The following is a 14,656-nucleotide window of genomic DNA, read 5'->3' as shown; positions in this document are numbered from 1 at the left end:
TCATAAAAGGTTTACTGAGATTATTTCATAAGCAGTTTTTTAAATTAATACTATTAGAGACAGGTAAAAAATACATTAGATCGTAATTAAGAATATGTACTCCTAAAAAGAGTATGGCCCAAACGCATCCAAAATTCTTTTTTTCGAAAGTACGCACAAGGTGGTTATCTCTCCGATTAAATAACGATTATATCAAGATTATTTTCATTTTTATTTTGATAATCTAAATCATAATTTCACATAAATTCGACAGATAAAAAATAATACAGCGATTTTCGCCCAGCATATTCTCCCTCTTGCCAAACCATGGGTAAAACATTTCCCAAGTGGCGCGTTTTACCTACTTCTACAATGGCAATTCTGGGAGGTAATTTTAGTCAAACAATATATTGTGTTTATATCTATCTGGAATTCAACACATGGATTCATTGTTTTCCGACTGTTGATCGACAAAAGTGAAACATGCTGATATTCATTTCATACATATAATGCAATCATTTATTCCACAACGGCGTAATCCGGTCTTTTTCCACTTGCATATTAAACGTTGTTTGGATACTTTTGCTATTATTCGTCGGAAGTAACTATATTTGATAGAGCTCTCTTACATTTGGGTCTTTCACCTCGGGCAATCTATTGCATACTTTTTGATGATTAATTCTAAATTTATAATAGATGAAAAATTATTTCTATAAAATATTTATTCACCTGAAATTGAAATTTCCAATTGAATCATTTATATATTTCTTTTTCTGCCTATGCTTTCTCATTTCTCTCATGCCGGTGAGAGTAGAAGCGCAGGGGATAAAGTTTAACGGGAATGAAAAAGTAATCGATGAACGCACCTCCTATAGCGTTTTTACCGGTTCGTCGCCGATCTTTAAGGATATACTGGATATTTCTTTCGACCTCTCTCTGCCCGGCCCTTCGGATGTAGGTTATATATTTAGACTGAAAACGCCGGAAACGCCGGAAATCTATAATCTGTTTCTTAATAATGCGGGGGATTCCATCCAATTCAAATTTAATATTGAAGGCAAACAGAGCCTCCTTACGGCTAACCTGAAAAGAAACAAGGCAAAGAATCATTTATTACACGTCAACCTGTTTTTTAACCTTGTGGAAAATTCCTTGCAAATGAAAATAAATCAATTTGAGTATAAGACAGTAGGCATATCATTACCTGCGAAAGTCCATCCTCACCTCTTCTTTGGAAGAAGCGATTATTTCATTGATGTTCCTTCAATTATCATAAAAAACCTGGTCATAAAGGATCATAAGACAAGCCATGCATTCCGTTTTGATGAGAACCAGGGAAACCTAGTTCACGATACCGACGGACAGGTCGTCGGTAATGTACAAAACCCCGTATGGCTGATCGATGATTCCTATTACTGGAAATTGATTGCAACTTCTTCCTCCAAAACGATCGCCGGAGCTAATTATAATGAAGAAAGACAGTCAATCTACTATTTCAACAAAGACTCTATCTTTATTTTCCGGATCGTAAGCAAAGAGATGCAAAAAAAGAAATATCCCTCCCCCTGCCCTTTAAGCTTAAACCTGGCGACCAATTTTATCAGTCCCCGAAGTAATTTCCTCTATGCGTATGAAGTTATGCCAAACCAGTCGGGAGGAGAGAATATGGCATTACTAAATCTGGAAGATTATACGTGGGAACCTTTTCGGTGCGATTCATTCAGCATGCAACTACATCATCATGCAATTGCAATGGATACGACAGCAAAAAAATACTATATTTTCGGCGGTTTCGGTAATCAACATTACAGTAATAAACTATATGAATTCAACCTAGTGACCGGAAAGTGGAAAGAACTACCCCTATCGGGTGATGTCATTACTCCCCGCTATTTTTCTGCCATGGCTTACCAGCCGAAGGATCATTCTTTATCCATTTTCGGAGGGATGGGAAACGAATCGGGGGAACAGAGTGTCGGACGAAGGTATTATTATGATTTTTATCAGATCGATTTAAACACATTGAAAGTAACAAAAAAGTGGGAAATCCCTTGGAAATCGGACAATATTGTCCCGACAAGAAATCTGATAATCGCTGACGAATCCACTTTCTATACACTCTGTTATCCTGAGCATTTCAGCGATTCCTTTCTCAAACTTTACCAATTTTCCATCCAGGACGGTTCTTTTCGGATCAAGGGAGACTCAATACCTATCCACTCCGAGAAGATCAAAACAAATGCATGTCTCTATTTTAATTCCAGGCTAGAGGAATTCTACGCCATTGTCCAGGAATTTGCTGATGACGATATCGCCTCCAATGTCAAGATCTATTCATTAAATTTCCCACCCGTCGCCTTTTCCGAGTTGAACAAATACCAGACTTCACAAGACATAGGGGCGCTCATAAGGCAAATCGGTGTGATCGGAGGATTAATAGTAGGAGCCGCCCTCTGTTTTTTACTTTTAATAATGTATTATGCCAAACGCAAAAGGGAAGAGCACATTCAACAGGGAAAGCAATTTGCAGACAATAATCCGGAACATTCGTCCTTGGAAATAAAAGCAAATGCCATTTTCTTATTTGGCAGGTTTACAGTAAGAAACAGGGAAGGGAAAGACATCACCTACTTGTTCAGCCCGAAGATAAAGCAGACCTTCCTGATTCTCATGCAATATAGTGTGGAAGGGGGTATTACATCCTATGAACTGAGCCAACTGTTGTGGCCGAACAAACCGGAAAATAAAGTAAAGAATTCACGTGGCGTTACAATCAGCAATCTGAGAAAAGTGCTTGAAGAGTTAGACGGCATCAAATTGATTTACGAAAAAGGGATTTTTAAACTCATTCTGGACAAGAATTGCTATTGTGATTATTGCCATTTCCAGGAGATCAAGGAATCGGCCGTTCCGAAGAGTACCTTCCGTGACGAACTGTTGGATATCATCTCAAGAGGGAAATTCTTAAAAGACACCAATGATCCGGAAATAGACAAGTTTAAAGAAATCATAGAGGAGGCATTAGTGCCGTTCCTGTTGATAGAAATGGAAGAGAGCCATCAAGAAGGAAATTTCTCCGTAACAATCGCTTTCGCGAATGCAATGCTGAATATCGATCCTGTAAACGAGACGGCATTCGAATATCTCATTCAGGCATTACAAAAAACCGATGCCCACAATGAAGCAAAAAGAAGGTACATCCAATTTATCGCCGATTACAAACAGATCATGGGTGAAGAATACAAAAAACATTCATGAGCTCCTTTTCTTTCTAGTTCAAGAAGAATAACCGACCCAAGGGCTCACCGAATTATATAAACAGATTGGATTAAACTGAATTTTTTCAGCAACCCAACGATGATTTATTCTGTGAGAATCGTCGTTCGACAGGGTTTAACAGGTAACGTTTAAGTAACGACAAACCTGCTTTAAATCGCATATTCCTGTTTTTTGACAAGATTTCAGGAGAATAAAAAAACTCCGATAATCAGGTTATTATCAGAGTTTATTTTGTTTTTGAAGATTTACCTGTGCGGCTGAAGGGACTCGAACCCCCACGCCGTGAAGCACCAGATCCTAAGTCTGGCGTGGCTACCAATTACACCACAGCCGCAGTATTGCGGGGCAAAGATACGTGTTTTTAGGAGAAACACAAATGATTTATTCCTTTTCCTGTTATTTCTCCAGCAGCAGGGAGACAGAATGGTCAATCAACGGATCGACTCCTTTCGCGATATCCGACGAAGTCATATTCACAAATACATCCGGATCAATTCCCGATTCTATATGGTTTTTATGAATGTCCAGAAGCGGACTGGCAGAGAAACGCACACTCCAACCGATGGGCAGCTCGGAACTGAACGGAAAGCCGCTTCCTCCGCCGGTACGGTCACCCAACAACGTCACATTCGAAAGCAAACTCATTTTGTAAACGAAGTCATTTGTTGCGCTGTAGCAATGGCGATTCGTAATGACAACAACCGGACGGAGCCAGCGAACCCTGTCCGACGGGGACAGTTCCAATGGATAAGGTTCCGAAAAATCATTATGCCCAGTGCCGGTCTTATGCTGGATATAACCCGTAAGCATTTTGTTTTCAATGAAACGGGAAGCGATACGGTCGGAATAAGTCAAGGAGCCTCCTCCATTCTCCCGCACATCTATAATCAATCCCTTGCAATCCTTAAAATACAGTAGGACATAATCGAGATTATTCTCCGAGACCCCATACTGGAAACTCTCATAATAAATATATCCGATCGTATACCCGGCAAACCGTTTGTAAAGCAGCCCGCCTGCCTTCCGATACTCCGTACCTGTCCCCAGATAGGAGTCGTGCACCGTCTTGTCATAATTCCGCGCATATTTTTCATACCAATCCCAATAACGCGCAACATCGAAGCTGGAGATAAGGTTGGTATGCCCGTCCTTTACTTCCGCCAACATTTCGCCTAACAACTGGAATAATTCAAACTGGTCTTTCACCGTATCCACCCGCCCTACATAGCGATCATAGACTTCATCCCAGTCTACACCCTTATAATCAAAGAAACAGTAATGCTCATCCATGATTTTCCAGAGCGCGTTGAAGTTCGTCCGCGGATCAGCCGTAAAATCATCGGCCTTTTCGCAACCGCCCAACAACAAGCAGAAAAGGAATATAAAGAGGGTGCCGTGTTTCATTTTAATCATTCGTTAATCAATAGTAAGCACTCCGGAACAGATGTTTTTTCTTCTTCAGGTTTTTGCCGCCCAGAGAAAAAAACTCCTTTACAAATCCAATCATAAAAGAATGGGAAACGATATGCACCTCGATATTATTCACATCGGTATAATACAAGCTATTCAGATAACCGGCCCGCATGGTGACGTTTCCTATCGGAAAATCGACCGTCAGATAATTCCGCATGGCAAACTTATTATGATAAGAGCTGAACTGAATCGTGCCCGAGTCATTCCCCTGGTTAAAGATCTCGTAATACGATTGTCCGTAATGAGGCGAAAATAAAGCGCCTAGAAAGGGAGTCTCCACCTGGTAACGGAGATACAGCGGATAATCCTTTATCATCAGCTGATAGATCGCCATGGCCGAAAGATTCAAATCGAGATCAGCCTTCAGCGTCGCCGGGTTATTCCCATTGCGCGTGTTGTATATAAACCCGAGTGAACCGCGTACGGAAGCTCCCGTCAAGATTTTTAACGAAGGAAGCGGTTTAAAACGATAGTGGTAACCCAGGGAATAATCCACAAAGCCGGAAAGATCGTTGGATGTCGACGCCGGATTGCTTGTGGAAGCAACATCCACGTTGATCAACTGTTGCCGGGAGATATTGTAATCCCCCCACGAAACGACCTTCATCCGCTCATTTAAAATACGGGCGCCTCCTCCGGTATATTTTAACGGAGACAAATAGGTATCCTTAATGTTATAACCCCCTATGCCTATCAAAGTTCCCTCGTTAACCGACCAGGGTTCCTCTTTTTTGTTGTCCGGTTGAGCCATGAGGCTAAGGCCTAGACAGAGAAATAAAGCGATCAGGCATGCTGTTCTCATAGTTATTCATCAAAAAGTTTCATTTGTCCCGTGATCTCATCAATAATGTCCGTGTTGCTTTTCGGAGAATCCGGATCATCCGGATCCGGATCTGTGGGTTCCGCTTCTTCTCCTTCGGAAGGCTCATCGCCCTCTTCGTTTGATTTCGGATGTACCATCAGGGGCTCCAGTTCGTTGATCGTCTCCACCTCCTTCTGTGTCAGACGCTTGCCTTTCGCCTTGAAAGATTTCACCCCGACAAACCCGGCCGCTTCCACAACCAGGGGAGGCGTATCCTTATCTTTTCCGTCGAATACAACTTCGATGCGCGGATAGGCCTCATCCGTCAATAAATATAATGTGTTGTGCGGGTTCTCGCCGAGAAAATTCTGCTTCGATGTTTTCGGTTCCAACTGGAATCGTTTCAGATAAGGCGCCTTCTGCTCCGCATCATAATAAACAGCCGTCCAGACTTTGTCCGGGTCATATTTCTCAATTGTCAGGATATGATTGTCGAAATGATTGCTCAGGTCATAATTCGTAACATAATAATCCCCATTGCGGTGAATCACCAGGATCTGATCGTCACTTTTGAATTCACCCAGTTCTTCGCCACGCCCGTCGTTGTTCAACCGGAGTACATCCCAATCGAACCAAACCATCAGCCCCCCCAAGGTAGACGTTCCCTTTTGTTTCAAAGTGATCTTATGCACATCCGCCTTGGTTAGGATATTGCCTTGTGAACCGCGCCCTTTGATCAGGATCTCGCTGAAGTCTTTTTCGAAAACGAGCATCCGCTGCCGGGGCTTCGGTTTCAGGATTACCTTCACGGTTTCGGCCTCCCCATTAGGATTGGCTGTAAAATAAACGACCTGAGAGCCTTTAGTTCCTTTCGTCACATCATACTCCCGGTCACGCGTTATGCCGGTTACCGAGAACCGTTTGATGTAGTAAGCTCCCTTCTTTCCATCCCGGTAGATCAGGTTATAGATCGTCCGCGTATCATTCCTCTTGAAGACATTGACATATAGGATATCCGGGCCGACGAACATTTTGTCGGAGACCTTCACCACCTTATAGAGTCCGCTTTTATAGAAGATAATGACATCATCCAAGTCGGAGCAATTGCAGATAAACTCGTCTTTCTTCAGCGAAGTGCCTATAAATCCCTCCTCCCGGTTGATATAAAGCTTTTCGTTGGCTTCCGCCACCTTAGTCACCTCGATAGTATCCAAGCTACGGACTTCTGTCCGCCGGGGATAGGCCGCACCGTATTTCTCTTTTAACATACGGAACCAATCGATGGTATAATCCACGATATTAGCCAGATGATGCTCCAACTGCGCGATTTCTTCCTTGATCTGGGCAATCAGCGCGTCATTCTTGTCCGCATTGAACTTCAAGATACGCCCCATCTTGATTTCCATCAGCTTAAGGATATCGTCCCGCGTCACCTCCCGGATCAGATCCGGCTTGAAAGGAGTCAGCCGGGAATCAATATGGACAACCGCCTCATCCATGTCTTTGGCGTTTTCAAATTCCTTATCTTTATATATGCGTTGTTCAATGAAAATACGTTCCAGGGAAACAAAGAACAGAGCCTCTTCCTGTTCTCCTTTCCGGATCTGTAATTCCGTCCGCAGCAGGTTCAGCGTTTCGTCGGTCGAATGACGGAGAACGTCGCTCACAGTCAGGAAATGCGGCTTATTATCCTTGATAACGCAACAGTTCGGTGAGATGCTGATTTCGCAATCGGTGAAGGCATACAGGGCATCGATCGTTTTGTCCGACGACACGCCGGGTGCCAGATGCACCAGTATCTCCACGCCTCTGGCCGTATTATCGTCTACCTTCTTTATTTTGATTTTTCCTTTATCGTTTGCCTTGAGGATGGATTCGATAATGGAGGAAGTCGTCCTTCCGTAGGGGATCTCATTAATGGCCAGCGTCTTGTTGTCCAATTTGCTGATTTTCGCCCGTACTTTGACAGAGCCGCCCCGTTCGCCGTCGTTGTATTTGGAAACGTCGACAATTCCCCCGGTTTGGAAATCGGGATATAAAACGAAAGGTTCTTCTTTCAGATAAGCGATGGAAGCGTCCAGCAATTCGTTGAAGTTATGAGGTAGGATCTTGGAGGAAAGCCCCACGGCGATCCCTTCGACTCCCTGCGCCAGCAGCAAAGGAAACTTGACCGGCAAGGTGACCGGCTCCCGGTTTCGACCGTCATAGGACAGTTTCCAAAGGGTTGTTTTCGGATTGAAGACGGTTTCCAAGGCGAACTTAGAGAGCCGCGCTTCGATATAACGCGGAGCGGCCGCCCCATCGCCTGTCAGTATATTCCCCCAGTTTCCCTGGCAGTCTATCAGCAAATCTTTCTGCCCGAGTTGTACAAGGGCGTCACCAATGGAAGCGTCCCCATGCGGGTGAAACTGCATCGTATGCCCCACTATATTGGCAACCTTGTTATAGCGCCCATCGTCGAGCAGCTTCATCGAATGCAGGATACGCCGTTGTACCGGTTTCAGCCCGTCATTGATATGAGGCACGGCGCGCTCCAGAATGACATAAGAAGCATAATCCAGGAACCAGTTTTGATACATCCCTGACAAATGGTGTGAAATGTCGCCGGCTTGTCTTCCGGGCGCCCGATATCCCGAACGGGCGGTACTTTCCACCTGCTCTTCTTCGGGATTTTCTTCCGTCGGTTGGTCTACCTCTTCTGTTTCATCCTGGTCTTTTTCGTCTTCCGGCTTCATTTATCTTCTATCATTTACGCGTACCGGGCAAATATACAAAAAAATAAAATGATTTTCTTTTTATAACCTACATTGGTTCGTATAGAAAAAATCATTTTACAAAGTAGGCGTATCGACTTATAACAGTCATTAAATCACAGGAGAGGAAGAAACGTTAAACAAGATAAAAAACAGATAACATTATGCTTTGCAACATATCATAATCTTCGATTATTTCGTAATTGAAATCTACTTTTATGTTTGTATTTTGATTTTGCGTCCAGAGACCTACTATAAAATCATATATCATGAAAAAGCTAACATTTATTTTGTCATTTTTACTGCTGACTATCGTCTTAGCTGCACAAGAGCTCCCTTTAGATCCTCTGATCAGACATGGGAAATTGGACAACGGGCTCACTTATTACATTCAGAAAAACACATACCCTGAAAACAGGGCGGTCTTTTATCTGGCACAGGATGTAGGCTCAATGCAGGAAGAAGACAATCAATCGGGATTGGCGCACTTCCTTGAACATATGGCATTTGCCAGCACTAAGAATTTCCCAAACAAGGTGATTGATTTCCTGGAAAAAGGAGGCATGAAAATGGGGCAAAACATCAATGCCTACACAAGTTACGACCAGACGGTCTACTACTTGAGTGATATTCCGACGGATCGTCCCGGACTAATTGACACTTGCCTTCTGATCATTCATGATTGGTCCGGATTTATATCATTAAAAGATAAAGACATAGACAAAGAACGAGGCGTTATAAAAGAAGAATGGCGCGGGCGCAACGGAGCATACACACGAATATTTGACAAGGAAATGCCGATTATGTTTGAGGGAAGCAAATATGCCGACCGGAATGTCATCGGAAAGATGGAAGTAGTTGAAAATTTCAAGTATCAGGAACTTAAAGATTATTATCATAAATGGTACCGCCCCGACCTACAGACAGTCATTATCGTCGGCGATATAGATGTCGATCATATAGAAGCGCAACTGAAAAAGCTGTACCAGGATATACCTAAACCTGTTAATCCGGCCGAGAGAATTTATTATCCGGTTAAAGACAACGTAGAACCTGTCGTATCGATAGCGACAGATCCTGAAGCTACGGTAACGAGGCTGACTTACTATATCAAGCATGACACATCCAAGGAAAGTAAAAACACATTGGCACGGATGAAATTAGTCTATGCCCAAAATATGTTCTCCTCAATGCTCTATTCCCGTCTTCAGGAAATAGGGCAACTACCCAATGCCCCATATACTGACGCGAGTGGAAGGTATGGTACATATTACATGGCTAAGACAAAAGACGCCTGGACGTCATGGGCTACCGTCAAAGAAGGAAAAGTAAAAGAAACATTGGAGATCTTGGCGAGAGAACAGGAACGTATAAAGAGATATGGATTCACAAATGAGGAAATAGAACGAGCCAGGGCCAACATGTTGAATGGCCTGGAAAACAGATATAACAACAAGAATAAACAAATGACAGGGAATATAGTCGGTTCTATCCTAAACATGGTGCAAGCCAAAGGATATTTGCCGGGAATTGCCTATGAGTACGAGGCGATGAAAAGAGAGCTTCCCAAACTGGACAATCAGGTTTTTAAAGAAATGGCAAACCAATATTTTACCTACACAAACAACGTCATAACCGTTTCGGGCCCAGAAAAAGAAGGGCTCAATTATCCGACAAAGCAAGAATTACTGGATGTCATAACCACTGTACAGAAAGAAAAAATCGAGCCCTATGTCGAAACGACTTTGGATGAACCTTTGGTATCCGATCTGCCGGCGGCCGGGAAAATAACAAATATAGAGAAAGGAGATAAATACGATGAAACTCTATGGACTCTGTCAAACGGCATTAAAGTATTATTGAAAAAAACGGATTTCCAAACGGACCAAATACTGATGTCCGCCATAGGTTACGGAGGAAAATTCCAGTTTGATGCTTCCGAGAAATTAAATTACCAGGATTTGGGCTATCTTCCCATATTCAGCGGTATAGGTAATTTTAGTGCCATCAATCTAAAGAAAAAATTAGCAGGAAAGTCGGTCGGCCTGCAACCCGTGATAGGCAATTATACCCAGGGATTAAGCGGCAGTTCAAACAAAAAGGATATCGAAACCATGCTTCAATTGGCCTATTTGTACATAACATCCCCACACAAGGATCCCCAGGCGTTCAAAGCCTATATTGAAGGGTATAAAACGTATGTACTCAACGAATCAAAAAACCCGTCCACTATTTTCTATGACACATTGAATGTAACGACTTATGGCAACCAGCCAAGAGCCAAAAAAATCAGGATAGAAGATATAGACCGCATCGATTATGACAAGATGATAAGCCTATATAAAAAGTGCTTTGCCAATCCGGGGGAAATGACTTTCATCTTTGTAGGAACTATTGATGAAGAGCAGCTCAAGCCGTTAGTTGAAAAATATCTGGCTTGCCTTCCGTCAGAGATAAAAGAGACTCGGATCGCACAGGTAACCGATTATAATAAAAAGAAAGGACAGATAATAAAACGTTTTGCGCAGAAAATGGAAACACCTAAAGCGCAAGTTGTTATAAATTATACAGCTCAGATGAAAAGAGACGGAAATACGACGCATTATCTTGCCGTAATGAACAATATCCTGCAACAAGCTTTCTTCAGAGCCATGCGCACAGAAAAATCGGGAGTGTATGGAGCCGGCGCATCAATAAACATAGAAAAATATCCTATAACCAATGACAATGCAAGTTTGAGTGTCAATTTCACTACAAATCCGGACAGGATAGACGAAATGCTGGAAGTGGCCCAAAAAGAACTGCAAACGATAGCGGACAACGGTCCCCGGCAGGATGAGTATACAAAGGCTATCGAAAATACAGTCAATAACAGGACTACATGGAACAGGCTAAACGGCTTCTGGATTGCTGTCTTGGAATGTAATTATTTCTACGGAGAAGAAGAAAATATAGATTTTGAAAAGAGGATAAGAGCGATTACTCCGCAAGAAATCCAACAAATGATGAAAGATATGCTTCAGCCCGGCAACAAGATTGAAGTAATTATGCTTCCTGAATAGCAACTTGCCTAAATAAAACTCTTTTTTAATTCACGGGCGTAAGTTTCGGCTTACGCCCTAAAGAGAGAAGTTCCCAATCATGGCTGATTTAGAAATGAACGGAGATCTCCACGTTTTCGGCGGCATGTGACCATTTGGGACCTTCGTTGACCAGGCGCATGGCTTCGTGGTCACAGGAAGGACAAAGCCCTTTTTTGATCCGGATGTTATATGGCTTCCCGGCTTCGTCCGTGCTGAAAAGGACGGTGACATTCCCCGTTTTATCCTTGCACTCGGCATCTGCCGGACGTATCATTTTCTCATCCAAATATTGCTTATACGCTTTTTCACCACCGATGGGACACGGTTTGCCGGCCGGGCGCTTTTCTTCCTTTTTCACGGGAGGAAGAAGAATCGGCTCCGACGGTTCCTCCAACACCCGGCTGTCTTCCGACAAGGTGATCTCCATCCGCCCGGAAGAATCACTCTTCACCACAGCCGACTCATAACCTATATAACTTATTTCCAGATGGTCTCCCGGCGTATACACCGAAAAATCAAATTCGCCGTAGCAATTCGTAACGCTCCGTTCCTGGCGTTCCCTCAGCAAAACGGCTGCTCCGTTCAAAGGACGGCCTCCGGTGTCGACCACCTTGCCGGTCAATGGTTTCCGACTTTGTTCGACCGGCTGTTTTTGCTGTGGTCCGCTATGGGCAATAGCCGGAGGGCATAAAAACAAACAGACGGCCCCCATGCCAGTCAAAAGCAAGGCCACATAATTCTTTCTTTCCTTATGTGTGCTGAATAATTTCACGGTATTCTCTTTAACTCCACAAAAATAAATGATTTCCGGTAAATATCATATATTTTCACTATTGTACTGAAAAAATTAAAAACTCAGGCTGGAGGATACATCAAAAGCCATCGCTTATCCGCTGAAAATTCATACCTGTGAACGGACGCAGTCATAACTATGAATGAATACAGTCATAACTGTGAATGAACGCAGTCATAACTATGAATTTTTGAAGGAATCTTCTTTTTCTTGTTAATTTTACTCATTCATTGTTAGAACAACGACAGATATCTCCATTATTGACGAAAATTCATTTACTTTGCAAGTTCTAAATAATTAATATATCCAAATAGACTGTGTAAGATGGCACAAGAAGACGTATTTAAGAAGCTTGTTTCTCACTGTAAGGAATATGGATTCGTATTCCCATCCTCTGAAATTTACGACGGCCTGGGAGCTGTTTATGACTACGGACAATACGGAGTCGAGTTGAAGAACAATATCAAAAAATATTGGTGGGATAGCATGACCTTATTGCATGAGAACATCGTCGGCCTCGATTCGGCCATCTTTATGCACCCGACTATATGGAAGGCGTCCGGGCATGTCGACGCCTTTAACGACCCCTTGATTGACAACAAGGATTCCAAGAAACGGTATCGCGCAGACGTATTGATCGAAGATTATTTAGCTAAAATCGACGAAAAAATAGAGAAGGAAGTCAGCAAAGCCGCCAAACGTTTCGGCGACGCTTTCGACGAAGACCAATTCCGCGGCACCAACCCCCGTGTCCTGGAACATCAGGCGAAACGGGACGAAGTGCATACCCGGTTTGCAAAAGATCTGAACGACTCCAACTTCGAGGATCTGCGCCAATTGATTATCGATTGCGAAATCGCCTGTCCGGTCTCCGGCACGCGTAACTGGACGGAAGTACGCCAGTTCAACCTGATGTTCTCCACCGAAATGGGCTCCACATCGGACGGTTCGATGAAGGTTTACTTGCGGCCCGAAACGGCGCAGGGCATCTTCGTCAATTTCCTGAACGTACAGAAAACCGGCCGCATGAAGATTCCCTTTGGAATCGCCCAGATCGGAAAGGCATTCCGTAATGAAATCGTAGCCCGGCAGTTTATCTTCCGCATGCGCGAATTCGAACAGATGGAGATGCAGTTTTTTGTCCGCCCGGGTGAAGAGTTGGAATGGTTTGCCAAATGGAAGGAAACCCGCCTGAAGTGGCATAAAGCCCTGGGCTTGGGCGACGAGAAATACCGCTATCATGACCATGACAAGCTGGCGCATTATGCGAATGCGGCAACGGATATCGAATTTGAAATGCCTTTTGGATTCAAGGAAGTGGAAGGTATCCACAGCCGTACGGACTTCGACCTGAGCCAGCACGAGAAATTCTCCGGCAAGAAGATCCAATATTTCGATCCGGAGCTAAATAAAAGTTACACGCCGTATGTGATCGAAACCTCTATAGGTGTAGACCGTATGTTCCTGAGCATCATGGCCGGTTCTTATTGTGAAGAGACGTTGGATAACGGTGAAACCCGTGTTGTCCTGAAACTCCCGGCTGCTTTGGCGCCGATCAAGCTGGCTGTCCTACCGTTGGTGAAAAAAGACGGGCTGCCTGAAAAAGCTGAAGAGATCGTTAATTTACTTCGCTTCGACTTCCGCTGCCAGTACGACGAAAAGGACTCTATAGGAAAGCGCTACCGCCGGCAGGATGCCATCGGAACTCCCTATTGCATTACGGTCGACCATGATACGCTCAATGATAACTGCGTAACCATCCGTTTCCGCGACACGATGGAGCAGGAGCGGGTGCCTATTGACCGCTTGCATGATATTATTACGGAAAAAGTAAGCATGAAAACGCTTTTAAAAAAAATAAACGGATAAAATAACATGAAAAAATATGTTTATCTCGCGATGTTACTCCTGTGTAGTGCCGTGTTATTCACAGCCTGCGGAGACGATGATGAGGAAGTAATCGACGAAGCTTGGAAAACGGAAAACGAACAGGCCTTTCAGGAAATTGCATCGAATTCCGCTTATACTAAAATCCAAGCCCAAAGCAGTACGAATATGGGCAAAGTCGTTTACAAGAGAATACTGAAAGAAGGAACCGGAAAAAAGATATTTTTTAATAGCCGTGTAGATGTATATTATAAAGGATGGCTTGTCGATGGAACTTCTTATAATCAACGTTTGTTTGAGGATGGTGTTCCTTATCAGGTTGCCGTCAGTTCAACAGTCGCAAATTACAGTTCCAGTAGTAGTACAGGGTACATGACTTGCCCTATTGAAGGTTGGTCAACAGCTCTTCAAACGATGAAAGAAGGAGAGAAAGCTGAGATTTGGATTCCCCAGGAATTAGGTTACGGTTCAATTAGTTATACAGAAAAAGAAGAAATTCCGGCTTATTCAACATTGAAAATCGAGATTGAAGTGGTAAAAACATACACCTACGGAATTGATTTTTAATAGGAAAGTACGTTAAAAGTGTTAAAAAGTTTGATTTTTG

At 43.3% G+C, this 14,656-nt stretch carries 8 protein-coding genes and 1 tRNA gene; 4 read left to right on the top strand and 5 right to left on the bottom strand.

Annotated features, from left to right (window positions below; all coding sequences use genetic code 11):
- The first annotated feature begins 675 nt into the window (after positions 1-675).
- The gene (locus tag BQ8014_RS03750) at positions 676-3,237 is read left to right on the top strand and encodes a kelch repeat-containing protein (RefSeq protein ID WP_080903189.1); all 2,562 of its coding nucleotides are present in this window, start codon (positions 676-678) and stop codon (positions 3,235-3,237) included.
- 273 nt (positions 3,238-3,510) lie between these two features.
- Here the strand turns inward: BQ8014_RS03750 and BQ8014_RS03745 are convergent.
- The 4 genes from BQ8014_RS03745 to BQ8014_RS03730 all read right to left on the bottom strand — a co-directional run bounded on the left by BQ8014_RS03745 (position 3,511) and on the right by BQ8014_RS03730 (position 8,268).
- Positions 3,511-3,592 (bottom strand) — tRNA-Leu (locus BQ8014_RS03745).
- A 62-nt stretch (positions 3,593-3,654) separates the two neighbouring features.
- Positions 3,655-4,662: a S41 family peptidase gene (locus BQ8014_RS03740; protein ID WP_080905797.1), complete on the bottom strand. Its 1,008-nt coding sequence runs from the start codon at positions 4,660-4,662 to the stop codon at positions 3,655-3,657.
- Positions 4,663-4,678: 16 nt separating this feature from the next.
- Positions 4,679-5,533: a DUF3316 domain-containing protein gene (locus tag BQ8014_RS03735; RefSeq protein ID WP_080903188.1), complete on the bottom strand. Its 855-nt coding sequence runs from the start codon at positions 5,531-5,533 to the stop codon at positions 4,679-4,681.
- Between the two features lie 2 nt (positions 5,534-5,535).
- Positions 5,536-8,268 (bottom strand): DNA gyrase/topoisomerase IV subunit A, encoded by a 2,733-nt coding sequence (locus BQ8014_RS03730; protein WP_080903187.1) that lies wholly within the window; start codon positions 8,266-8,268, stop codon positions 5,536-5,538.
- Between the two features lie 287 nt (positions 8,269-8,555).
- On the opposite strand from BQ8014_RS03730, the gene BQ8014_RS03725 reads away from it, so the two are divergent.
- Positions 8,556-11,348, top strand: a complete 2,793-nt coding sequence (locus BQ8014_RS03725) for a M16 family metallopeptidase (RefSeq protein WP_080903186.1) — start codon at positions 8,556-8,558, stop codon at positions 11,346-11,348.
- A gap of 88 nt (positions 11,349-11,436) precedes the next feature.
- Here BQ8014_RS03725 and BQ8014_RS03720 read toward each other — a convergent pair whose 3' ends face one another.
- A complete protein-coding gene (locus BQ8014_RS03720) occupies positions 11,437-12,141 on the bottom strand; it encodes a carboxypeptidase-like regulatory domain-containing protein (RefSeq protein WP_080903185.1) in 705 nt (234 codons plus the stop codon).
- Between the two features lie 345 nt (positions 12,142-12,486).
- Between BQ8014_RS03720 and BQ8014_RS03715 the strand changes: the two genes are divergently transcribed.
- Positions 12,487-14,031: a glycine--tRNA ligase gene (locus BQ8014_RS03715; RefSeq protein WP_080903184.1), complete on the top strand. Its 1,545-nt coding sequence runs from the start codon at positions 12,487-12,489 to the stop codon at positions 14,029-14,031.
- 6 nt (positions 14,032-14,037) lie between these two features.
- The gene (locus BQ8014_RS03710; RefSeq protein WP_080903183.1) at positions 14,038-14,616 is read left to right on the top strand and encodes an FKBP-type peptidyl-prolyl cis-trans isomerase; all 579 of its coding nucleotides are present in this window, start codon (positions 14,038-14,040) and stop codon (positions 14,614-14,616) included.
- The last annotated feature ends 40 nt before the right edge of the window (positions 14,617-14,656 follow it).

The sequence above is a fragment of the Parabacteroides sp. Marseille-P3160 genome, assembly GCF_900162725.1.
In the GTDB taxonomy this organism is placed as follows: domain Bacteria; phylum Bacteroidota; class Bacteroidia; order Bacteroidales; family Tannerellaceae; genus Marseille-P3160.
Note: the sequence above shows the minus strand (reverse complement) of the source record. Positions and strands in the feature narration are given on the sequence as shown.